Raw genomic sequence first — 20,840 nt, 5'->3', positions numbered from 1 at the left:
GAGTCCAGACAGAGTCAACAATGCATGCAGCGTACTGGCGCGATAATTAAGTGCGCGTTAAACCTCTCCCGAACGCGAATCCTGCGCGCCCCCTGTCTTTCAGCTAAGTTTGCTGTAATCAAGCCTACATATTTGCTTGCCATACTTGCCGCTTGTTCAAGGCGCCGGATCGTCCCGCGCCAGCGAGTTAAAGGATGGCCCAGCATGCGCGTACTACTGGTGGAAGATGACGACATGGTGGGCGAGGCGATGCAGTTGGCGCTCAGGCAGGCACATTGCGTGGTTGACTGGATCCGCGACGGCAAGAAGGCGCTGGAAGCACTTTTCACCAACTACGATATGGTGTTGCTCGATCTCGGCTTGCCGGGCTGCGACGGCATGACGGTCATGCAAACCTTGCAGCAGAATGCGCCGCTGTTGCCGGTGGTGATAGTCAGCGCCCGTGACGCCCTCGGCGACCGCGTACGCGGACTGGACCTGGGCGCCGACGACTATATCCTGAAGCCTTTCGACATGCCGGAATTGCTGGCGCGCATGCGCAGCGTGCAGCGCCGCTACCGCAAGCAAAACGAACGCCACATCGGCACCGACGCGATCCGCCTCAACCTCGACTCCCTTTGCATGTGCGTGGGAGAGTTCGAGGCGCCGTTGTCCCAGCGCGAAGCATCGCTGATGCAAGCGCTGCTCGCCCGGCCGGGAGCCATCCGCTCGCGCGAGGCGCTGGAACGCGAGGTGTATCAGGGCGACGACGACGTGTCGAGCAATGCGCTGGAATTCCTGATCTACTCCATCCGCCGCAAGTTCGGCCAATCAACCATCCGCAACGTGCGCGGCATGGGTTGGGCGGTAGCCAAATGAGGCATCTGCGGTCGCTGCAGGTCAGGCTGGCGTTGTGCCTGGCCGGCGTGATGCTGGTCGCCGCCGGCATCGCCGGCAGTGTGTCCTACCGCACGGCCTTCCATGAAGTCAACGAGCTGCAGGACGACCAGTTGCGGCAGATGTCGGCGCTGGCGAAGCGGCGCCATATGGCCACACCCTACGGCCTGCAAGACCTCGACAACAACGTGGTGGACGTCGGCGCCCGCATCATGGTCCAGCTGCTGCACAACGGCGCCTGGGGCGAAGTGGAAGGCGGCGCCGTCCCGCTCCCGCTGGCGGCCGACCTTGCGGACGGCCTGCAAACCCTGGATGTGCAAGGCCGGCAACTGCGCCTGTTCATCCGCACCCTGCCCGGCGGCGATCGCGTGGCGGTCAGCCAGAGCACCGCCGTCCGCGATGAAGTGGCGCACAACGCCGGCAAGACCACCATCGTCCCCATCGCCGTGCTGATTCCCGTGCTGGTGCTGGCGATGATCGCGCTGATACGGCATATGCTGGCGCCCATCATGCGCCTGGCCAACGAGCTGGACCGGCGCGGCGACGATCAATTGACGGCGCTCGACGACCGCGACGTGCCCAGCGAAGTCCTGCCATTCACCGCCGCCATCAACCGCTTGCTGCATCGCGTAGAACAGACGATGGCGCAACAGCGGCGCTTTGTCGCCGACGCCGCCCATGAATTGCGGACGCCGCTGACCGCCATTTCGCTACAAACGGAACTGCTGGCCAGCCTGAATCTGAGCGAGCAGGCCCAGCCCAGATTGCAGTCCCTGCAACGCGGCATTTTGCGGGCGCGCCATCTGGTCGCTCAGTTGCTGTTGCTGGCCCGCCTGCAAGGCCGCGATGCCTTGAACCGGGACAGCGTCGCGGTCGGCGCAGCATGCCAGAACGTGCTGGAAGACCTGCTGCCGCTGGCCGACAAAAAACAGATCGTTCTGACCGCCAACGTGGACATGGCTTGCCGCGTGCAGTCCAACGCCATGGACTTGCACGCCGTGCTGTGCAACCTGATAGACAACGCCATCCGCTACACCCAGCCGGGCGGCCAGGTGGACATCGATATCGCCTGCCTCGACGCGTCGCTGAACATCCGCGTCAGCGACAACGGGCCCGGCGTGCCGGAGCACGAACGCGAGCAGGTGTTGTCTGCGTTCTATCGCGGCGCGGCGGTCATCGAGTCCGGTTCGGGCCTGGGGCTGGCGATCGTCCACAACATCGTCCAGCGCATGGCGGGCACGATCGCGCTGAGTTCCAGCCAGCCCGACGGCAGAGGCCTGACGGTGCGCATAGTCCTGCCCGTAGCGCCGTCGGATCAGCAAAGCCGCATCAACTGAAGCCTCTCAGACCTACTTCATCTCAATGAAAGCATGTATGCAAACCAGACCGTTCCAGCACGCCATCCTTCCCGCTCTCATCAGCCAGCTGTTCCTGGCGCCGGCCTACGCGGCCGATCCGGCTGATCCGGCGCCGTCCGGCGACGCCATCCAGGTGATCGTGGTGGATGCCCAGCGCGCGACCAACTCCAATGCCCGGCAGGCGCAGGAGCAGGCGCCCAACCTGATCAACCTGATGACGGCGGCGGAGATGCGCAAGCTGCCGGATGTGAACATCGCCGAGTCGGTGCGGCGCATACCCGGCATCTCGCTGGAGACCGATACCGGCGAGGGACGCTTCGTCAATATTCGCGGCCTCGACGCCGATCTCAACAGCACGACCTTCGGCGGCCTGCGGCTGCCGCCGTCGAACAACGCCACGCCGTTCGGCGGCGGCCGCGCGGTGGCGCTGGACGCGATTCCCACCGGCCTGGTCGGCGCCATTACGGTGACCAAATCCAATCTTCCGGAACAGGATGCCGAAGCGCTGGGCGGCACGATTGAAATCACGCCGAAGACCGCGCCGCGCAACGGCAAGCCCTTCCTTGAAGCGCGCATCGGCACCGGCCGCGAATCGCTGCGCGGCACCAACATCGCCGACCTGTCGCTCACCGCCGGCACCCGCTTCGGCGCCGGCGACGCCGGCAAAGGCGGCGCAGCGGTCTATTCGGACCATCCTTTCTCGATCGTCGTCACGGCGGCTTATTACGAGGACAAACGCGGCATCGACGACGTCGAACCGGCCTTCCTCGACGACGGCGTGCATGCCCCGTTGACCTACGCCGGCTGGGACCAGCGCTGGTACCAGTATCACCGCCGCCGCCACGGCGTCGGCATCGACCTGGGCTACCAGCCGGATGCGCGCAACAGCTATTACATCCGCGGCTTCGACGCCGGCTACACCGAATCGGTTCAGCGCCAGCGGCTGACCGTGACGCCGGACGGCGCGCCGGTCGCCACCGCCAGCGGCTTTATCGACGGCATGGGCGCCAATGGCTTCGACAAGACCTTGCGCGATGAACAGGAAACCATTAACAACAAGATCTTCGTGGCCGGCGGCAAAAACCAGCTGGAACACGCGGTGCTGGACTATCGCCTGGGCTATACGCGCGGTTCCTACAACAAGATGCACGACTACAATTCCGATTTCAACTACACGCCATCCGGCGCGGCCACCGTCAGCTACGCCAACAGCGGGCCGGGCAACGTGCCGGCGTTCACCGTGAACGGCGCGGACTATCTGAATCCGGCCAATTACGCGCTGGTCAAATTCCAGAACAGCACCACGGACATCTCGGACCATGAATGGTCGGTGGCCGCCAATCTCAGATGGGATACCCGCGTTGGCGGCTACGAGGAGGAAAGCTTCAAAGCAGGCGCCAGCGCCCGGCTGCGCAAGCGCGTGGTGAACGGCCAGCCCTATTCTTACGCCAATCTTCCGGCATTGCCGCTGACCGCCGCCTCGGCAGGTCCCGGCATCGCGTTCTATGACGGCCTCTATCAGAACGGTCCGCAGCTGACGCCGGGGCTGCTGCAAAACCTGTATGGCAGCAAGCAGTTCGTGTCCGGCTCCGACGCCCAAAACGCCGCGCTTCAGTATTTACAGGACAAGGAAGACGTCTACGCGGGCTACGGCCAATACCAGATGCGCTCCGGCCCGCTGGGCGTCACCGGAGGCCTGCGGGTGGAGGCGACGCGTGCCAACTACGCGGCCAACGCCAAGGGCACCGACGCCGACGGCAATACCCTGATCCAGCCGGACAACCGGGACCGCAACTACGTCAACTGGTTCCCCAGCGTGCAGGCGCGCTATGAGCTGGACGCATCGACGCTATTGCGCGCGGCCTTCTCGTCCACCATCGCCAGGCCCGGCTTCAGCCAGGTGTCGGCTGCGCTCAATATCGATCCCGGCGCCAACACCGTCACCCGCGGCAATCCCGACCTGAAGCCGACCACGGCCAATTCCTTCGACCTGTCGTTCGAGCGTTATTTGCCCAACGCCGGCATCGCCTCCATCGGCATCTTCGACAAGGAAATCAGCAATTACATCGCGGCCAGCCAGACCAGCCAGACCTTCCCCAACCATGGTCTGTTTGCCGGGTTTGTCGGCGTCGCCCACGTCTATTCGTTTGCCAATGTCGGCAAGTCGGTGGCGCGCGGTTTGGAGCTGAACTACGAGCAGCGCTTCACCACCTTGCCGGGCTGGCTGGGCGGCCTGGGGGCCAGCGCCAACTATACCTTTGTCGACTCGCACTTCGAGATCCGGCCCGGCGAAACCTCGACCTTGCCATCGACTTCGCGCAACACCGTCAATGCCGCGGTCTTCTACGAGGCCGGCCCCTGGAACCTGCGCCTGGGGATGTACGCCCTGTCGCGCAATCTGTGGGCCATCGGCGGCAGCGCGGCGCTCGACGTGTATTCCGAGCGTCGCACCTCGTACGACTTCGGCGGTTCATACGCGCTCAACAAGCACGTGTCGCTGTATCTGAATGCGAAGAACCTCAGCGACACGCCGCTCAAGTTTGCGGAAGGCACCTCGCAGCGCACCATCCAGCGGGAATACTACGGCGCCACCTATCAGGCCGGCGTCAACCTCACTTATTGATCTTCCCCTCTATTTTGGACCATGACATGAAACACACCACACGCTTTGCCGCCCTGCTTGCCCTGCTGCTGGGCTCTTTCGCCACGCCATACGGGACGGCGGCCACACCGGAGTATGCCGTTCGTGAACGCATCGCCTTGAGCGGCGACGGCAAATGGGACTATGCCAGCATCGACGCCAGCCACCAGCGGCTGTACGTCACACATGGCAACCAGGTTCAGGTGATCGAACTGGGTACGCATAAAGTAGCGGGCGCCATCACCGGCACCGAAGGCGTGCACGGCGTCGACTTCGCACCGGAACTGAACCTGGGCTTCACCAGCAATGGACGCTCGGACAGCGTCACCGTGTTTGCGCTCGACAGCCTGGCCGTCAAGCAGCAAGTCAAGGTCAGCGGGAAGAATCCCGACGCGATCCTCTACGTTCCGCAAGCCCATCAGTTGTACACCTTCAACGGCGGCAGCGCCAACGTCACGGTATTCGACGTGCCTGGCATGCGCATCGTCTCCACCATCAAGGTCGGCGGCCGTCCGGAGTTTGCCGTGAGCGATGGCGCCGGTCGCATCTACTTCAACATCGAGGACAAAAACGCGATCGAGGTGATCGACATCGCGGCCGGCAAGGTCATCGCGCACTGGCCGCTGGCCGGCTGCGAGGAACCGACCGGACTGGCGCTCGATATTGCCCACGCGCGCTTGTTCAGCGTCTGCAAAAACAAGGTGGCGATGGTGATCGACGCGCGCGATGGGAAACGCGTGGCCGACTTTGCCATCGGCGCCCATCCTGACGCCGCCGCTTACGACGCCGCGACGGGTCGCATCTACGTCTCCAACGGCGACAGCGCCACGCTGACCGTGGCTCAGCAGCTATCGCCCGATGGTTATCGCGTACTGGCCAATGTACCAACCTCGGTTGGCGCGAAGACGATGGCATTCGATCCCGCGACCCAGCATGTGTATCTGCCCGCGTTAATTGACGGAGCCTTGAAGGTGCTGGTGGTAGCGCCGGGCGAAAAATAGTCCGATGCCGCGGACGCTGTCGATACCGTTCACACCGATGCCAGGGAAAACAGGACATCAACCTGCAAGCCCTGGCCGTCCGAAGGGGCCGACAAGGCGATACGCGCGCCCAGCGCGTCGCATATTTCCTTCACGATGGCCAAGCCAAGGCCTGAGCTATTCGGGCGCGCTTCGTCGAGCCGGTAAAAGCGCTCGAATACCTTGTCGCACTCGGCCGCGGGGATGCCCGCTCCGTTGTCGACCACGCTGAGCCAGCCCTCGCCGTCACGCCGCAACAGGGTAATTGTCACCGTGCTGCGCACGGGCGTATGCTGGATCGCGTTGTCGACCAGGTTGGACACCAGTTCGCGCAGCAGGTGGGCTGGCGCCGCCACCATGATGGTCTCGTCGATGCGGTCGATGCCGAGGTCGATATGCCGTTGCTGCGCGAGCGGCGCCAGCAAATCGATCGCCTCCAGCAACGGCACCGAAAATTGGGTGCTCGGCGCGCGCTCCCCATGTTGGCGCTTGCGTTCCAGCGCCGCCAGCACCAGCAGTTGATTGATGACGCGCGTGCCCTGTTGTACCGACTTCTGGATCGCCGTCAAGACTTCCTTCTGCTCCCCGTGCACGCCCGGGCTGCGCTGGGCAAAATTGAGCTGCGACGAAATGATGGCGAACGACGTCCGCAATTGATGCGCTGTGTTGGCCACGAAGCGCTCGTAGGACGAGAGCGCATGATCGAGCCGCCCGACATAATCGTTGATCGCATCGGCCAGCGGTTGCAGCTCGACCGCCTCGCCGCTGGCGTCGAGCGTTTCCAGCGACCCCGGACTACGCTGCTGCAATTTTTTCCCGAAGCGGGCCAGCGGCTTGAGGGTCCAGCGCAAGGTGATCACCAGCCCGAGTATCACGATGGCCAGGATCAGCAGGTGCTCGCGTATGGTCAACACGAACAGGTCGTGGCGGAAGGCTTCGTGGCCGCGCAAGGTCTGGGCGACCTGGGTGATGGCAAACTCGCCGGCCGGCATGTTCGGCAAAGCCTGCGCGTAGGCGATGGTGCGGGCCGGCTCGCCGCGCATGGTGGTGATGAAAAACCGCTCTTGCTCGATGGCGAGCGGGCCCGGATAGGCGAGCAGTTTCGCGTCGCCGGCGATCAACTGGCCGTGCTTGCTGCGCACCGAATAAAACACCATGTCCTGATATTTGCTGGCGAACAGTTCCAACGCGGCCGGGGGAATGCTGATCTCGTAACCGCCATCGACCGAGATCAGTTGTTCCGCGATGATGCGCGCCGAGCCTTTCAGCAATTGCTGTTGCACCAGCGTCGCTATCTGGTCGGTGCTGTGATAGGTGACGATCAGGTCGATGCACGAGATGATGACGGTGGGCAGGAATACCCACAGCCCCAGCCGCCATTTCAGGCTGTTAAGCGGCCGTATCATGAGTCAGCATGTAGCCCAGTCCGCGCAAGGTAATGATCTGCGCACCGGAGCATTCGAGTTTCTTACGCAGCCGCAGGATGTAAATCTCCAGCGCCTTGGGGGACACGCTGTCGTCCAGCGTGCACAGGCTGTCGCACAGGTTTTTTTTCGAGACGGTGGAGCCCTGCTGACGTATCAGCATTTCCAGGATCGCGTGTTCGCGCGGCGTCGGATTCAACTCCTGCTCGTTGATGAAGAAGCGTTTGGAATTGCTTTCATAGCGGATCGCGCCGCAATGCAGCACCGGGTTGATCCTGCCGCTGGCGCGCCGCAGCAAGGAACGCAACCGCGCCTCCAGTTCCGTGATGTCGAAGGGCTTGGCCAGGTAGTCGTCGGCGCCGAGATTGAGGTGCTCTACGATATCAGGCAATGAATCCTGCGCGCTGATGATCAGCACCGGCGTCGGATCATCCTTGCGGCGCAATCCCTTCAACACCACCTGGCCCTGGATGCCGGGCAGGGTCAGATCCAGCAGGATCGCATCGTACTGCTGCGTCAGCAGCAGCGTGCTCGCCTCTTCGCCGCTGTAGGCCTGTTCCACGGCGTAGCCCGACTGGTTCAGCAGGCGCTTCAGCCAGGACGACAGTTCACGGTTATCTTCCACCAGCAATAATTTCATAGCATTCCATGTCGCAGTGCAGCAGCCTCACCAGTGTCGTATTTTGGTGCGGCGGGGTTGATTGAAGGCAAATTGAAGGGTTCGCTCTCGTATCTTGAGTGTGTCGCACCGGCAACGAAAAAACGCTTGCCATATTACTCTAAAAAACAGGAGACAGACTCAATGAAGACCAAGCTTACCGCTCTCGCCGTACTCGCCACCCTTGGCGGCGCCGCGCATGCCCAAAGCAGCGCCGAACAATTACAACAGGCGCTGGCTCAAGCCCAGCAGGCCGCCGCCGACGCGCAAAAGGCAGCCGACCAGGCGCGCAAGGCGCTGGCCGACATCCAGCAGGCCCAGCAGGCCAGCGCGGAGGCGAATAAGAAGCCTGCCGCAGCCTCGGCCCAGCCCGGCTTCGATACCGACAAGCCGCTCAGCGGCGGCCTGGTGCTGGGTACCAGCAACGATTTCGTCCGCCTGTACGGCCTGATCGACTTGAGCGTGAGCCGCCACACCAATGCCGACAGCAGCGGCGCATCGCTGACCGACATGTCGGTGGCCTGGTTCAGCGGCAACCGCTGGGGCCTGGAAGGCGCCCATGCGCTCAAGACCGGCGACGACCTGAAAGCGATCTTCCGCCTCGAAAGCGAGTATGAGCTGCCGACCGGGAATATGGATACGCCGGGCACGCTGTTCAACCGCGATGCCTGGATGGGACTGGAAAGCAAATCGCTGGGTAAGCTGACCTTTGGCCGCCAAAACACGCTGGCACGCGAATTCTCCAAGATCTACGGCGATCCCTACGGCTCCAGCGCGGTCACCATGAACGAAGGCGGCTACACCAACAACAACAACTTCAAGCAGCTGATCTTCTATTCGGGCAGCGCCACCGGCACCCGTTACGACAAGGGCGTAGTCTGGAAAAAAGAATTTGGCAAGATCATGGTGGGCGTCGGCTATCAGTTCGGCGGCATCCCCGGCGATTTCAACACGGGTTCGACCAAGTCGCTGGGCGTGGCTTACAACGGCGGCGCGGCCAACCTGTCCGCCTTCTACAACACCGCCAGCGTGGCCGGCCTGACCAACACCAGCTATTCCATCGGCGGCAACTACAAGCTGGGCATCGTGCGCCTGAACGCCGGTTACTTCCACTACACGGCGGACCAGCCAACCGCCATCGGCAACCGCAAGGACAACGCCTATACGGTGTCGGCCAAGATCGCGCCGAAGGGCGTGTTCGACTACGAGGTCGGTTATCAGGTCATGGATGCCGACAACGCCGCCGTCAACGGCGGCGGCAATGTGCTGAACGCCTACGCCAACGCCAGCAATGCCAAGGCCACCGCCAGCGGCAAGCGCAAGACGCTGTACGGTTCGATGTTCTACCACTTCGACAACCGCACCGAACTGTATCTGGCTGCCGACCAGCTGAACACCGACGGCAGCTATCTGGCGGCCCAGGCCAACGGTCACAAGTCGCAGTTCGGCATGGCCACGGGCATGCGCTTCCGCTTCTGACGGCCAGCCAACAACGATGGCATATGATGCAGGCTCGCCCTTCCGGGCGGGCCCGCAGTCGCAGACCAGATAATTAAAATACATATAACGGAGACCACCATGAAATTCCCTCTCAGCGCCGTCGCGGCCGCGCTCTTGCTGGCCGCCGCCGGGGCATCCCAGGCGTCGGACAAAATTACCATCATGGTCGGCGGGATAGAGAAACAAATTTACCTGCCGGCCAAGCTGGCGGAACAGCTGGGCTATTTGAAGGAGACCGGACTGGACGTTGAACTGCTCAGCGAACCGGCCGGCGTCAACGCGGAAACTGAAATGCTGTCGGGCGCAGCGCAGGGCGTGATCGGCTTTTACGACCACACCATCGACCTGCAGGCACGCGGCAAGCTGGTGCAATCGGTGGTGCAGTTCAGCCACGCGCCGGGCGAAGTCATCCTGGTGTCCAAGGCAGCCTCCGCCAGCGTCAAGTCACCGGCCGACTTCAAGGGGCGGACGCTGGGTGTGACCGGACTCGGTTCGTCCACCAACTTCCTGACCTTGTACCTGGCCTCCAAGTCTGGCGTCAAGAGTACCGAGTTCACTACCTTGCCGGTCGGCGCGGGTTCGACCTTCATCGCCGCCATGGGCCAGGGGAAGATCGATGCCGGCATGACCACCGAACCGACCATCTCGCGACTGGTGAGCACCGGCGCGGCCAGCATCCTGGTGGATCTCCGCTCCCCGAAAGAAACGGAAAAGGTGTTGGGCGGGACCTACCCTGCCGCCTGCCTGTATATGGAGTCGGCCTGGGTCAACGCCCACAAGCCGCAGGTACAGAAGCTGGCCAACGCCTTCGTCAAAACCTTGCGCTACATCCGCACCCACAGCGCCAAGGAAATCGCCGACAAGATGCCGGCCGACTACTACGCGTCCGACAAGAAGATGTATATCGAGGCGCTGGAAAGCAGCAAGGCGATGTTTACCGACGACGGCGTGATGCCGGCCAACGGCCCGGCCACCGTGCTCGGCGTGCTGAACGCCTTCGACAAATCGGTCCAGGGCAAGTCGGTCAACCTGGCCAATACCTACACCACTGAATTCGTGAAAGCTGCGAAATAATGAAGACACCCGCCATAGAGTTGAACAACGTCAGCAGGAAGTTCGTCAGCCCGCAGGGCAAGGTCACACTGGCGCTGCGGGAGTTCAGCCTGACCGTCGAGGCAGGCGAGTTCTGCGCCATCGTCGGGCCGACCGGTTGCGGCAAATCGACCACGCTGGGCATGATCACCGGCCTCAATCCGCCGTCGTCGGGATCGGTCAAGGTATTCGGCCAGCCGGTGGCCGGCATCGATCCGAATATCGGCTTCGTGTTCCAGGCGGACGCCGTCTTCCCGTGGAAGAACGTGATCGACAATATCGCCGTCGGCCCGATCTACCGCGGCATGGACAAATCGGCCGCGAAGGACAAGGCGGCCGACTGGGTGCGGCGCGTCGGCTTGTCCGGCTTCGAGCATCACTTCCCGCACCAGCTGTCGGGCGGCATGCGCAAGCGTGTGGCGCTGGCCCAGACCTTCATCAACGAGCCCAAGATCCTGCTGATGGACGAGCCGTTTTCCGCGCTCGACGTGCAGACCCGCGCTTTGATGCAGGACGAGCTGCTGGGCCTGTGGTCGGAGCACAAGGCGTCGGTGGTCTTCGTCACCCACGACATCGAGGAAGCGATCGCGCTGGCCGACCGGGTGGTGGTGCTGAGCAAGGGACCTGGCAGCGTCAAGAGTACCTACGAGATTCCCCTGGCGCGGCCGCGCGACGTGGCAGAAGCACGCTATACGCAGCAATTCATCGACCTGTCGAAACAGATCTGGTCGGACCTCAAGGACGAAGTCCAGGTTTAAACCGTACGGAGAATATTTATGCATGCAAACACAACGGCAAACCGTGCCGGCCTGCCGGGCGACGGCAGCGAAGAGCGGGCCGCAGTGGCGCGCGCCATCAACCACCGGCGCCTGGTGCTGTTCCTGCGCGTGGCGCTGGCGGCGGTGACGCTGGGCGCCTGGGAATTCGCGGTGACGCGGCAATGGCTGGACCCGTTCTTCTTTTCCCAGCCTTCGGCCATCTACGGGCAACTGCTCACCTGGCTGAGCGAGGGCACGGCGCAAGGACCGCTATGGAAAGAACTGCTGGTGACGATGGAGGAAACGGTGCTGGGCTTCCTGATCGGCAGCGTGCTGGGCATTGTGTTCGGCATCGCGCTGGGACGCAACAAGCTGATGTCCGATGTGCTGAGCATTTACATCAAGGTGGCCAATGCCATCCCGCGTGTGGTGCTGGGCTCGATTTTTATCATTATGTTCGGCCTGGGCATGGGCTCCAAGGTGGCGCTGGCGGTGGTGATGGTGTTCTTCGTCGTATTCGCCAACGCCTTCCAGGGCGTGCGGGAAGCCGACCGCAACCTGATCGCCAACGCCTACATCCTGGGCGCCAGCAAGCGCCAGGTGACCTTCACCGTGGTATTCCCGTCGGCGCTGAGCTGGATCCTGGCCAGCCTGCATGTCAGCTTTGGCTTTGCCCTGGTGGGTGCGGTGGTCGGCGAATTCCTGGGCGCGCGGCACGGCATCGGCCTGCTGATCGCCACGGCGCAGGGCACCTTCAATGCGGCCGGCGTGTTTGCCGCGATGATCGTGCTGGCCGTGGTGGCGCTGGCGGCGGAATATCTGCTGACCGCGGTGGAGAACCGCTTGCTGAAATGGCGCCCCGCACAGTTCGTCGAGCACGGAAGCTGATTCCGCCCTCACTCCAATGAAAATCCCGCCCCGGTCACAAATCAATGGGGCGGGATTCGAACATTCCAACTCTGGCGATACAGCTCAAAAAGGTTCAATCGAACACCCATGGTGCGATTGAGTGACTTCAAGGCCGGTCGACCACGGCAAGCCACAATGTAGCTCACACGGCAAGCGCCTGCTTGCCTTTCATGCCCGATGTCGCAACTCGATGTCATCTTGCCTCGCCATAGATACACATCCCAACCGTGCGGTGCGGGCCAACGCTACGGGAGGAAACATGAAATCCACGATACGAATCGACGACGGCCAGCACGCGCACAAAGGCGCACTGGCCCATCTTGCCGTCACCTGCATTGCCGCCTTGGTCGCCGGCGCCGCGCATGCCGAACAACCGCCGCCGCCCTGCCACCCCAATCCACATGCGGCCTTCGATCGCGAGGCCGTACGCCATCGCGGCGATATCCGGCGATTGCCCGATCAACTACAGGACCGGCTGGAAAGGTTGGCGGAGCGGCCGCATAGCTACCTGCCGATTCAAGCCTTTGCCGAGGCGGACAAGCCGAGCCAGCTATTCCAATACTATCTGTTGGCGACCGAAGGCTTCGAACCCAATCCCTTTACCGCGCGCTTCCCGGGGATTAACGACCAGGCGATGTTGACCGCGACCGGCGGCAACTGCGGCCTGCCCACCATCGGCGCGGTGCGGCTGGTGGTGGAACCCAAACCCGGACTGCCCACCGATCCCAATGATGTGCGGGCCTTCATCGACGTGTTTACCGACCTGTCGAATCTGTTCGTGATCAACAACGAGAGCGGCTGGTACGAGGGGTGGATGATCCACGACTTGCAGGTCCCCGAAGTCGCGGCGCCGCGGACGGACGGGCATGCGCAATTTGGCCGCATGACAGCGGCCGACGCCGCCGCCATCCTGGCCATGGGCACGCACCAGAACGTGCCGGGACAGATCTTTACGATGGATGGACGGGCGCCGCATCTGCCTGGTTCCACCGATCATTTTCCCGATCGCCAGACCAATATCGTCCCCATACAACTCAGCATGGGCGCGCTCAATTGCATGCAGCAGACTGATTGCCACGGCTATTGGGAGTTCAATTACACGACGAACTGGATACATCCGTTGTACGAATTACCGTTTACCGGAGACATACCCGGCACCTTCGAGGCCGGCAACGTGGGGGCGCTGTCGTCGCTGATACCCGGTTCCGGGCCATCCGGCGTGAAGAACAGTCCGATTAACTACGGAGACAATCCGAACACGGCCGCCATACTTGGCGGCTCCGGCCCGCGCGACCCTGACAAATTCGACGCGGAGGCAGCCGCCCAGAGGGAAAACCGTCAGCGCTTCATTCCCAGCGGACTGGCCCGCGAAATTTTCCTGGACACCTATGTCCGCATCGCTTCGTTTGAACCGGGTATACCGTTTCCGCGCAGGCTGTTTGACGCCTATGCGGCCGAAGTGCGACGGATCGACGCCAATGGCGACGGCGTGATCTCCGCTGCAGAAGGTGATGTCGACACAGCCAGCGACGGATACGCCGACAACAGCCGCCTGTTCCTGCCTGCGACCGCTTTTCGCCGCTTCGCCGTGACACGCGAAATCAACGACGGCTTGCTCGCACCGCGCTTTGCCCCCAGCCAGCGCGCCTGGGTCCTGGCCGGCGCGGTCACGTCGGTAACACCGACCGTGCCGGCATCGACCGGACGCGACGGCGACGACCGCTGACCAGCCGTGCGCCCGCGTCCCCCATGCGATGCATTCACCTGATGGCATGGACTGCGCATCTGCAAGGCGGCGCGCAAACGCAAAAAGGGCAGCCACATCGGCTGCCCTTCTACATACTGGAGCGGGAGAAGAGTCTCGAACTCTCGACCCCGACCTTGGCCCTCAACCTTGGCAAGGTTGCGCTCTACCAACTGAGCTACTCCCGCTTGGAGTTCCTCGCGTCGTGAGATTGATGCAGCATCACGCCCCTCTCTCAGACACTCGCTCAATTGTCGCAAGGCGAACAATTGAACGAAGAAATGCATCCGTTACCCACAAACCGTGAGGGGTCACCACCATCGCGGTGCTTGGGCGGTGGGGCGATCCATCGAATACTCGCTTACACAGAGTGTGGATCAGCACCAATTTGCAGCAGCAGTCCCAGCAATCCTGTATCTACCAAGGCAAGTGACATGGGTGCGACTGCAGCGGCTTACTGCTGGGGAAGGCCTTCAGTCAGGATCACGGTGCTGGTCCCACCCGTGGCAGCGGCGCGGAATTTTCGCGCTTCGGTATATTCGGGCGAGTAGTAAAAACGCTCCGCTTCAGCAAGGCTTGGAAACTCGGCAATGCCAATGATGAACCTGGATTTACCCTCCACCGCCTGGGTCTTCATGTTAAAAACGATGACCTTACCGTTGTATTTCCCGGCAAGCGAGCCTGCGGCATCCATGTATTTTTGGAACGCCGCCTGGTCCTTGATGTCATAAGTGACGACCATGTAGCCGTGGGGCTGCGCTGCCGGCGGGACGGTGGCAGCTTGTGCTTGCGCGTTACTCAAGACGGCCAGCGCCAGCGTGGCGGCGGCGGCGACGCGAATGATAGCTTGTTGCATATGAATGCTCCGTGGATGGCGTTATTGGGCTGTACTGGCAATGGCCGCCAGGTGTCGGCGAAGTCGCGCCAGATCGCCTTCGACGTCGGCCTGCTTCATGACATCGTGGCTGGAAAATGCGGGCAGGATTTCCATGCCGCAGAACTTATAGTTGGCGGTATTGGCGACGAATACGTCGTCAACCGTCTTGCCCTCAAATAAAGCCTGCCCCGGGTCGCCGAAGGCTTCCGTGGGCGCATTCCAAGTCAGTGACAGCATGTATTTCTTCCCGTGCAGCAGGCCGCCGGAGCCGTATTGCTGGCTTGGGTCGTCGCGGGTGCGGCCGTCGCCGGTGATGAACTGTCCCTGCATCATCCCGGCCGTGAACACTTCGTCCACGTATTTTTTGTAGATCCACGGCATACCGAACCAGTACACCGGCGACTGCAAAATAATTAAGTCCGCCCACAAATGCTTTTCCACTTCCGCATGGATGTCGTAGCCCTGCTCAATGGCAGTATGACGGGCCTCATATCCCATTTGCCTCAGTTCTTCTTCAATGGTGTCAAGCATGGTTCGATTCAGCCCGCCCGAAGAAATCCCTTCGTAAAATTGGTGCGCATTGATGAGTAATACATGTTTCATTCCTGATTCCCTTGTTAGCCTCCGCCGCCCTTCCGGCAACGGCATCATATTCACGCGGCAGCTAAGCCACATCCATGCAGAGCATTGTGAATCTGATGGCACAAAACACGGTAACCCGATCCGAGGAATAAATTGCCTGATCTGATGACTTGACAGCCCCTACCTAATGCTCCCGCCGCTCCGCCATGGATTCAGAGGCCTCCTGCAAGCGCCTGATATCCCGCAGCGGCGGGGCGCCAAACAAGCGGGTGTATTCGCGGCTGAACTGAGAAGCGCTCTCATAGCCCACGCGCAGCGCAGCGCTGCCGGCGTCGATATTTTCATTCAACATCAATTGACGTGCGTCCTGCAAACGCAGCTGCTTCAGATACTGCAAGGGACTCATGCCGGCCACCACGCGGAAGTGCTGTCGGAAGGTCGATGGACTCATGTGGGCTTGAGCGGCCAGGTCATCGATCGGAAAGTCCCCCGCGAAGTGCTGCTTCAACCAGGTAATCACCTTGGCAATCTGCTGGCTTGGCGAGCCCATGGTGACCAGGTGGCGCAACATGGGGCCATGCTCCCCGCGGAGCAATCGGACAATAATTTCCTGCTGAATCAAGGGGCCAACGAAGGGGATGATATGTGGCTCATCCAACAGCCGGATGAGCCGGATCAACGCGTCCTGCACACTGTCATCCAGCGTCACGACGGAGATGGCGCGTGAAGTCGTTGTCTTGAGCGGCGAGGAAAAATCCATCTCGGCGGCCACTTGGCTAATAGCGCGCCCGTCCAATTCAAGACGAATACCCAGATAGGGTTCGGCATGACTCGCGCGCGTGACGTAGGAGGTCACAGGCAAATCGACCGAGGTCACAAGTGACTGCCCCGGCCCGTAGTCAAAAATCTCATCGCCCAGCGTCACCCGCTTGCCACCTTGTACTGCCAGCCCCAAACCAAGGCCGTAGATGCATGGCATCGGGTCCGTGGCCGCGCTACGCCGGTAAACCGTCAGCGCCGGGATCTGGGTGACGTAATCCCCATCGCTTTGGGCAATCCCCCCGACCAATTGCGCCAGATCGGCAGCAGTCGCCAACGCCGCCCCTGCTCCCTGCTTCATACGCACTCCCAGAAATGTCGCTATCCAAAGTACAGCGTAGCATTCCACCCGGCGTGTTTTTCAGAATTTTCGCAGTATCGTCGAATCAGGCAATAACAAGATTAGATCGTGCAATCCTTACGACTGCTTGACGAGCGACATAGGGACACCCCGCATAGCCGAGTCGATTTTCGGGCCTCCGAAATGGTAGCGCAATGCAAAAAAAAAGCAGTCAACAGATCCGTTATGTCTGCCAAGGATTAATGACTGCGATGCTTGCGGCCTCATAAGGCCCGGTGTCGCGCGATGCAACGATGAAAGTGCGCGATGCCGCTATGGCGGCAATGTATCCATCTGGCGTTGGAAACCCTCGCCCAACACGCCTGGCCGCCACGGCCAGCCTGGCATAGTGTCGCGCCGCGTCCGCGTCGAACGGAAGCACCCTGCCCTTGAATAATCCCATCAAATCATCAAAGGTCTGCGCCAGGACCTTCTTCCGCTTGCCAGCCGGCAGTACCTCTATGCCGAACATCAACTCAGCCAAAATCACGCTGAAAAGATACAGCGTTTCGGCCGTTTGCCGATTCAACCACGCCAGCACGGTCGCATTGGGCTTTGCCTTCATCGCTTCGGAAACGACATTGGTGTCGAGCAGGATCATTCAAAACCCATCGGTTTGGCCGCCTTGTCCCTCGACTGCTGAAGGATCTCGACATCCTCGTTCGTCAAACCGATTTTTCGCCCCAATGCCGCGAGCGCGTCTCCCATCAGAACGCGTGACTCGGGTTTGACCGCCGCAGCCAGGATCTCGCGCACTTCGGCCTCGGTGCTGCGCCCGTGTTGAGCGGCACGTACCCGCAATACGCGGTGTACATCGCCTGGAAGATTACGTACTGTTAGCATGGCCATGGCGTCACCTCACGAAAATGCATACGATGCATTCATCTTATGGCATTGAATGCAAATCTACAAAGCGGCGCACAAACGCAAAAAGGGCAGCCACATCGGCTGCCCTTCTACATACTGGAGCGGGAGAAGAGTCTCGAACTCTCGACCTCAACCTTGGCAAGGTTGCGCTCTACCAACTGAGCTACTCCCGCTTGGAGTTCAAATTGTCTGGAGGCGAGGATCGGAGTCGAACCGACCTAGACGGCTTTGCAGGCCGCTGCATAACCGCTTTGCTACCTCGCCAGAGGAAACTATTTACTAAGACGCACAGCGGGGTTACGCGCTGCGATCCGGAATTCTGGAGCGGGAGAAGAGTCTCGAACTCTCGACCTCAACCTTGGCAAGGTTGCGCTCTACCAACTGAGCTACTCCCGCATTGGAGTTACTGATTTTTACTGCGCCAACCAGCTTCAAAGAAACTGGAGCGGGAGAAGAGTCTCGAACTCTCGACCTCAACCTTGGCAAGGTTGCGCTCTACCAACTGAGCTACTCCCGCATTTGGAGTCCAACATCATAGCAGCTAGCGATCAATATTGCCAGTGCTACTTAGTTCTTGATAACTTGGAGCGGGAGAAGAGTCTCGAACTCTCGACCTCAACCTTGGCAAGGTTGCGCTCTACCAACTGAGCTACTCCCGCATCGCTGTCATCAACAACAGGCCAGCATTATAGAGGATCCATGACGCCTGTCAATGGCCTTGATGCCAATCTTATCGGTTCCGCTCCAAAACCGGCGGCCGGCCCTGGTCCGGCTGGCTGTAATCGCAGACGCCATGCGGGAAAATCCGCTGCAGCCAGGTCTGTTGCTGCGCCGTCCAGGCCAGGCCGGCGGGATAGCTGCCGTCCTTCAGCGCCTGCGCCACAGGCTTCAGCGCGCACTTGAAGACGTCGCCCTTGATGGACTCCCCCGCCACCATGCGCGGGCTGGAAAACAGCGGGAAGGCCTTGGAACAGGCGCCCGGCGGCTTGCGGTCCAGGATGCCGTCCCAAGCCGCCGGTCCGGATGCGATCACGGCGCCACCGGTATCGATGCAGCGGTCGGTGAACTCCGCGGGCGGCGGCCCGCCGCTCAGGCGCTTATCCATGACCGACAAGGCCTCCAGCACCCGGACCGGCATGTCGGCATCCGTGCGGGTGAACCAGATCACCTGGTTCTGCGCATCGCGAGGGTTGGCCGCTCGCAGGCGCGCCCGTACCGAGAAGGCCTGCCGGGCATTGTGCATGTTCAGTTCCGGCTCAAGATAGGGCCGCAGGTCTATCATCGGAATGCCCAGGCGCTGGCCGGTGAACACCTGGCCGGACGCGTAAGCCTTGCGCATGGCGTCGACGCTGCCGCTGCGGCGCGCTGCGGGCGTGCCGTCCGGATCGCGGCAGGTGGCGCTGCGCAGCATGTTGCGGGTGTCGTAGGGATCGTCCTTGCCCTGCCAGTCCACGAAGTCGGCCTGCTCCTTCCAGCCGCCCACGCAGGCGTTGAGGCGCAGGAATTCGTCGATGCCGATCTGCCCGGCCCTCAGCGCCTGCAGGCCGTATTGCACGCCCTCGTTGTCGATGGAGATCGGCGCGTAGCCTTGCGCATCGGTGCCGTAGATGTCCTCCAGATCGTTCCAGTGCGTCCATTTGACCTTGTCGAACGCGCCGGCAGGATAGCGGTAGAAGGTGGCGGCAAGGTCGTAGCGGTCGTCCTTGTAGCGCGGGTTCAGCACCGTCACGATCGCCATCTTCCAGCCGTTGATGCACTCGGTCGAGCCGGCGCCGCCGGTCCAGGCGTGTTTGGCGCTGTCGCTGGCGTTCATACCCTCGATAGCGATTTGATCGGTCCACCTGGCCCACTGCGACGCGGGATCGAGCGCCACTTCGTCCTTGAAGTACTGGCTCAGTAGCGGGCAATCCGAGATCGGGATGGTCTGCGTGATCATGTCGGGATAGGATTGCAGCGGAATGCCGCCATCGAGCAGGCCGGGATGGTTTTGCGCGAACAGGTACTGCTGCACCGCCCCGCCCGACCCACCCAGGCCGATGGTGAACAGCGGCGCGCCATAGGCTTCGACAAAGTGGGCCTTGGTCAGCATGGCGGTCTGCCCGGCCAGGCGCATGTTGTAATGGACGCCGGCCTCGTTGCCACTCGAGCTGACGATGGCGTAGCCCCGCTCCAGCATGGGCACCATCAACTGCCGCTCGTTGCCGCTCAAGCCTCCGGGCTTGAACCACAGCGGCAAGCCTTGATGATGGCCGATGCCGACACCGCCGCCCAGCCAGTACACCAGCTTGTGGTTCCATGCCTCGGCAGGGGCCAGCATGGCGATGGTGTAGACGAAGCGGTTGATGGTGCCGACCTCCACCCGCACCACGAACGGCACGTCCGCCCCTTTGAGCTTGATGGTGGTGAGGTCTGAAGGCGGCGAGGCGTAGCCGGTGGCGGGATCGAAGGGCTTGAAGCGGCTGCCGGCAAGGTAGAAGTATTGGATGCGCGTGGCGATGCCGCAATTGCGGCTGTAGCCGACGATGGCGCCGCTGCTTTCATCGACCACGGGGTGGCCGATGCCGTCCTGGTTGTCGACGCTGGGCTGGCCCAGGCCAGCTTCCTGCGTGCGGCAGACGAAGGGTTGTTGCTGCGCCTGCGCTGCCAGGCAGATTACGGTTGCCGCACAAGCGGCCAGGAATCTCCAAAGCGCCATGGCGTATGCTCCTGATCTGGTGGGGTGAGCCTCAGCAGATCATAGCATTTTGTCACTAGTTCAGCGTACCCGCTTTTTCCTTGATCAGCGGCCAGGCCAGGCGCAGGTAGTAGAACATCGACCACACCGTCAGCACGGCCGCCACTTCCAGCAGGCGCGAGCCCCAGAACTGGGTGTCGATGGCGCCCCACAGCACGTCATGGAACAGCAGCAGCGGGATGGCCATCATCTGCGCGGTGGTCTTGATCTTGCCCAGCGAGCTGACCGCCACCGATTTGGAGGCGCCGATCTGCGCCATCCATTCGCGCAGCGCCGAGATGGCGATCTCGCGGCCGATGATGATGAACGACAGCACTGCGTTGGCGCGGTCCAGCTGCACCAGCACCAGCAAGGCCCCCGCCACCATCAGCTTGTCCGCGACCGGGTCGAGGAAGGCGCCGAAGGCCGAGGTCTGGTTCCAGCGGCGCGCCAGGAAACCGTCGAACCAGTCGGTGACGGCGGCGACGATGAACACCAGCGTGGCCGCCAGATTCTGATCCGCCACGGGCAGGACGGTAGTAGGCAGATAGTAGACGCCTACCACCAGCGGAATCAGCGCAACGCGCAACCAGGTCAACAGTATCGGTATATTGAAGGGCATAAGCTCGGAATTAAGTGCGGCTATGAAAATTGTTAATGCGC

Annotated in this window: 18 protein-coding genes and 6 tRNA genes; 9 read left to right on the top strand and 15 right to left on the bottom strand. The window is 61.8% G+C overall.

Annotated features, from left to right (window positions below; translation table 11 throughout):
- Window positions 1-204: 204 nt before the first annotated feature.
- From D0T21_RS02625 to D0T21_RS02610, 4 genes are read left to right on the top strand one after another with little or no spacing between them, the layout of a single operon-like run.
- Entirely contained in the window at window positions 205-858 is a 654-nt protein-coding gene (locus D0T21_RS02625; protein WP_116988274.1) for a response regulator transcription factor, read from the top strand.
- Window positions 855-2,213: a HAMP domain-containing sensor histidine kinase gene (locus D0T21_RS02620; protein WP_116988273.1), complete on the top strand. Its 1,359-nt coding sequence runs from the start codon at window positions 855-857 to the stop codon at window positions 2,211-2,213. Before D0T21_RS02625 ends, D0T21_RS02620 begins: the two co-directional genes overlap by 4 nt.
- A gap of 37 nt (window positions 2,214-2,250) precedes the next feature.
- Entirely contained in the window at window positions 2,251-4,857 is a 2,607-nt protein-coding gene (locus D0T21_RS02615; RefSeq protein WP_116988272.1) for a TonB-dependent receptor, read from the top strand.
- A gap of 26 nt (window positions 4,858-4,883) precedes the next feature.
- Entirely contained in the window at window positions 4,884-5,876 is a 993-nt protein-coding gene (locus D0T21_RS02610) for a YncE family protein (protein ID WP_116994261.1), read from the top strand.
- A 29-nt stretch (window positions 5,877-5,905) separates the two neighbouring features.
- Here the strand turns inward: D0T21_RS02610 and D0T21_RS02605 are convergent, their stop codons facing one another.
- Both D0T21_RS02605 and D0T21_RS02600 read right to left on the bottom strand, forming a co-directional pair.
- Window positions 5,906-7,300, bottom strand: a complete 1,395-nt coding sequence (locus tag D0T21_RS02605; RefSeq protein ID WP_116988270.1) for a sensor histidine kinase — start codon at window positions 7,298-7,300, stop codon at window positions 5,906-5,908.
- A complete protein-coding gene (locus D0T21_RS02600; protein ID WP_116988269.1) occupies window positions 7,284-7,958 on the bottom strand; it encodes a response regulator in 675 nt (224 codons plus the stop codon). The genes D0T21_RS02605 and D0T21_RS02600 overlap by 17 nt, the downstream gene beginning before the upstream one ends.
- Window positions 7,959-8,120: 162 nt before the next feature.
- Here D0T21_RS02600 and D0T21_RS02595 point away from each other — a divergent pair, with 162 nt between their 5' ends.
- From D0T21_RS02595 to D0T21_RS02575, 5 genes are all read left to right on the top strand, one after another.
- Window positions 8,121-9,455, top strand: a complete 1,335-nt coding sequence (locus D0T21_RS02595) for a porin (protein WP_116988268.1) — start codon at window positions 8,121-8,123, stop codon at window positions 9,453-9,455.
- 99 nt (window positions 9,456-9,554) lie between these two features.
- Window positions 9,555-10,550: an ABC transporter substrate-binding protein gene (locus D0T21_RS02590; RefSeq protein ID WP_116988267.1), complete on the top strand. Its 996-nt coding sequence runs from the start codon at window positions 9,555-9,557 to the stop codon at window positions 10,548-10,550.
- Window positions 10,550-11,326, top strand: a complete 777-nt coding sequence (locus tag D0T21_RS02585) for an ABC transporter ATP-binding protein (RefSeq protein WP_116988266.1) — start codon at window positions 10,550-10,552, stop codon at window positions 11,324-11,326. The genes D0T21_RS02590 and D0T21_RS02585 overlap by 1 nt, the downstream gene beginning before the upstream one ends.
- A gap of 18 nt (window positions 11,327-11,344) precedes the next feature.
- Entirely contained in the window at window positions 11,345-12,214 is an 870-nt protein-coding gene (locus D0T21_RS02580) for an ABC transporter permease (protein ID WP_116988265.1), read from the top strand.
- Window positions 12,215-12,494: 280 nt separating this feature from the next.
- Window positions 12,495-13,961 carry a hypothetical protein gene (locus D0T21_RS02575; protein ID WP_229211307.1) on the top strand — a complete coding sequence of 489 codons (1,467 nt, stop codon included), beginning with the start codon at window positions 12,495-12,497 and terminating at the stop codon, window positions 13,959-13,961.
- Window positions 13,962-14,078: 117 nt separating this feature from the next.
- Here the strand turns inward: D0T21_RS02575 and D0T21_RS02570 are convergent.
- The 13 genes from D0T21_RS02570 to pgsA all read right to left on the bottom strand — a co-directional run bounded on the left by D0T21_RS02570 (window position 14,079) and on the right by pgsA (window position 20,799).
- Window positions 14,079-14,167: transfer RNA gene (locus D0T21_RS02570), tRNA-Gly, on the bottom strand.
- A gap of 266 nt (window positions 14,168-14,433) precedes the next feature.
- Window positions 14,434-14,835 carry a DUF1330 domain-containing protein gene (locus tag D0T21_RS02565; protein WP_116988264.1) on the bottom strand — a complete coding sequence of 134 codons (402 nt, stop codon included), beginning with the start codon at window positions 14,833-14,835 and terminating at the stop codon, window positions 14,434-14,436.
- 21 nt (window positions 14,836-14,856) lie between these two features.
- On the bottom strand, window positions 14,857-15,459 hold the full coding sequence (locus D0T21_RS02560) for an NAD(P)H-dependent oxidoreductase (RefSeq protein ID WP_116988263.1): 603 nt from the start codon (window positions 15,457-15,459) through the stop codon (window positions 14,857-14,859).
- 163 nt (window positions 15,460-15,622) lie between these two features.
- Window positions 15,623-16,558 carry an AraC family transcriptional regulator gene (locus D0T21_RS02555; RefSeq protein WP_116988262.1) on the bottom strand — a complete coding sequence of 312 codons (936 nt, stop codon included), beginning with the start codon at window positions 16,556-16,558 and terminating at the stop codon, window positions 15,623-15,625.
- A gap of 223 nt (window positions 16,559-16,781) precedes the next feature.
- Window positions 16,782-17,198 (bottom strand): type II toxin-antitoxin system VapC family toxin, encoded by a 417-nt coding sequence (locus D0T21_RS02550; RefSeq protein WP_116988261.1) that lies wholly within the window; start codon window positions 17,196-17,198, stop codon window positions 16,782-16,784.
- Window positions 17,195-17,446, bottom strand: coding sequence for a plasmid stabilization protein (locus tag D0T21_RS02545; RefSeq protein WP_116988260.1), 252 nt, complete (start codon window positions 17,444-17,446; stop codon window positions 17,195-17,197). Before D0T21_RS02545 ends, D0T21_RS02550 begins: the two co-directional genes overlap by 4 nt.
- A gap of 115 nt (window positions 17,447-17,561) precedes the next feature.
- Window positions 17,562-17,637: transfer RNA gene (locus D0T21_RS02540), tRNA-Gly, on the bottom strand.
- A gap of 17 nt (window positions 17,638-17,654) precedes the next feature.
- Window positions 17,655-17,728 (bottom strand) — tRNA-Cys (locus D0T21_RS02535).
- Between the two features lie 56 nt (window positions 17,729-17,784).
- Window positions 17,785-17,860, bottom strand: a tRNA-Gly gene (locus D0T21_RS02530).
- 45 nt (window positions 17,861-17,905) lie between these two features.
- Window positions 17,906-17,981: transfer RNA gene (locus D0T21_RS02525), tRNA-Gly, on the bottom strand.
- A 66-nt stretch (window positions 17,982-18,047) separates the two neighbouring features.
- Window positions 18,048-18,123, bottom strand: a tRNA-Gly gene (locus tag D0T21_RS02520).
- 71 nt (window positions 18,124-18,194) lie between these two features.
- Window positions 18,195-20,159: a DUF6351 family protein gene (locus D0T21_RS02515; protein WP_116988259.1), complete on the bottom strand. Its 1,965-nt coding sequence runs from the start codon at window positions 20,157-20,159 to the stop codon at window positions 18,195-18,197.
- A 55-nt stretch (window positions 20,160-20,214) separates the two neighbouring features.
- The gene (pgsA, locus tag D0T21_RS02510) at window positions 20,215-20,799 is read right to left on the bottom strand and encodes a CDP-diacylglycerol--glycerol-3-phosphate 3-phosphatidyltransferase (protein ID WP_116988258.1); all 585 of its coding nucleotides are present in this window, start codon (window positions 20,797-20,799) and stop codon (window positions 20,215-20,217) included.
- Window positions 20,800-20,840: the final 41 nt, after the last annotated feature.

The sequence above is a fragment of the Duganella sp. BJB476 genome (genome assembly GCF_003416895.1).
Lineage (GTDB): Bacteria > Pseudomonadota > Gammaproteobacteria > Burkholderiales > Burkholderiaceae_D > Rugamonas.
Note: the sequence above shows the minus strand (reverse complement) of the source record. Positions and strands in the feature narration are given on the sequence as shown.

What these genes read in the sequence shown, in the direction of transcription:
- D0T21_RS02600 (WP_116988269.1), bottom strand. Translation starts at nt 7,958, where the DNA reads ATGAAATTATTGCTGGTGGAAGATAACCGTGAACTGTCGTCCTGGCTG.
- D0T21_RS02610 (WP_116994261.1), top strand. Translation starts at nt 4,884, where the DNA reads ATGAAACACACCACACGCTTTGCCGCCCTGCTTGCCCTGCTGCTGGGC.
- D0T21_RS02515 (WP_116988259.1), bottom strand. Translation starts at nt 20,159, where the DNA reads ATGGCGCTTTGGAGATTCCTGGCCGCTTGTGCGGCAACCGTAATCTGC.
- pgsA (WP_116988258.1), bottom strand. Translation starts at nt 20,799, where the DNA reads ATGCCCTTCAATATACCGATACTGTTGACCTGGTTGCGCGTTGCGCTG.
- D0T21_RS02545 (WP_116988260.1), bottom strand. Translation starts at nt 17,446, where the DNA reads ATGGCCATGCTAACAGTACGTAATCTTCCAGGCGATGTACACCGCGTA.
- D0T21_RS02550 (WP_116988261.1), bottom strand. Translation starts at nt 17,198, where the DNA reads ATGATCCTGCTCGACACCAATGTCGTTTCCGAAGCGATGAAGGCAAAG.
- D0T21_RS02565 (WP_116988264.1), bottom strand. Translation starts at nt 14,835, where the DNA reads ATGCAACAAGCTATCATTCGCGTCGCCGCCGCCGCCACGCTGGCGCTG.
- D0T21_RS02625 (WP_116988274.1), top strand. Translation starts at nt 205, where the DNA reads ATGCGCGTACTACTGGTGGAAGATGACGACATGGTGGGCGAGGCGATG.
- D0T21_RS02555 (WP_116988262.1), bottom strand. Translation starts at nt 16,558, where the DNA reads ATGAAGCAGGGAGCAGGGGCGGCGTTGGCGACTGCTGCCGATCTGGCG.
- D0T21_RS02585 (WP_116988266.1), top strand. Translation starts at nt 10,550, where the DNA reads ATGAAGACACCCGCCATAGAGTTGAACAACGTCAGCAGGAAGTTCGTC.
- D0T21_RS02575 (WP_229211307.1), top strand. Translation starts at nt 12,495, where the DNA reads ATGAAATCCACGATACGAATCGACGACGGCCAGCACGCGCACAAAGGC.
- D0T21_RS02560 (WP_116988263.1), bottom strand. Translation starts at nt 15,459, where the DNA reads ATGAAACATGTATTACTCATCAATGCGCACCAATTTTACGAAGGGATT.
- D0T21_RS02595 (WP_116988268.1), top strand. Translation starts at nt 8,121, where the DNA reads ATGAAGACCAAGCTTACCGCTCTCGCCGTACTCGCCACCCTTGGCGGC.
- D0T21_RS02615 (WP_116988272.1), top strand. Translation starts at nt 2,251, where the DNA reads ATGCAAACCAGACCGTTCCAGCACGCCATCCTTCCCGCTCTCATCAGC.
- D0T21_RS02620 (WP_116988273.1), top strand. Translation starts at nt 855, where the DNA reads ATGAGGCATCTGCGGTCGCTGCAGGTCAGGCTGGCGTTGTGCCTGGCC.
- D0T21_RS02605 (WP_116988270.1), bottom strand. Translation starts at nt 7,300, where the DNA reads ATGATACGGCCGCTTAACAGCCTGAAATGGCGGCTGGGGCTGTGGGTA.
- D0T21_RS02590 (WP_116988267.1), top strand. Translation starts at nt 9,555, where the DNA reads ATGAAATTCCCTCTCAGCGCCGTCGCGGCCGCGCTCTTGCTGGCCGCC.
- D0T21_RS02580 (WP_116988265.1), top strand. Translation starts at nt 11,345, where the DNA reads ATGCATGCAAACACAACGGCAAACCGTGCCGGCCTGCCGGGCGACGGC.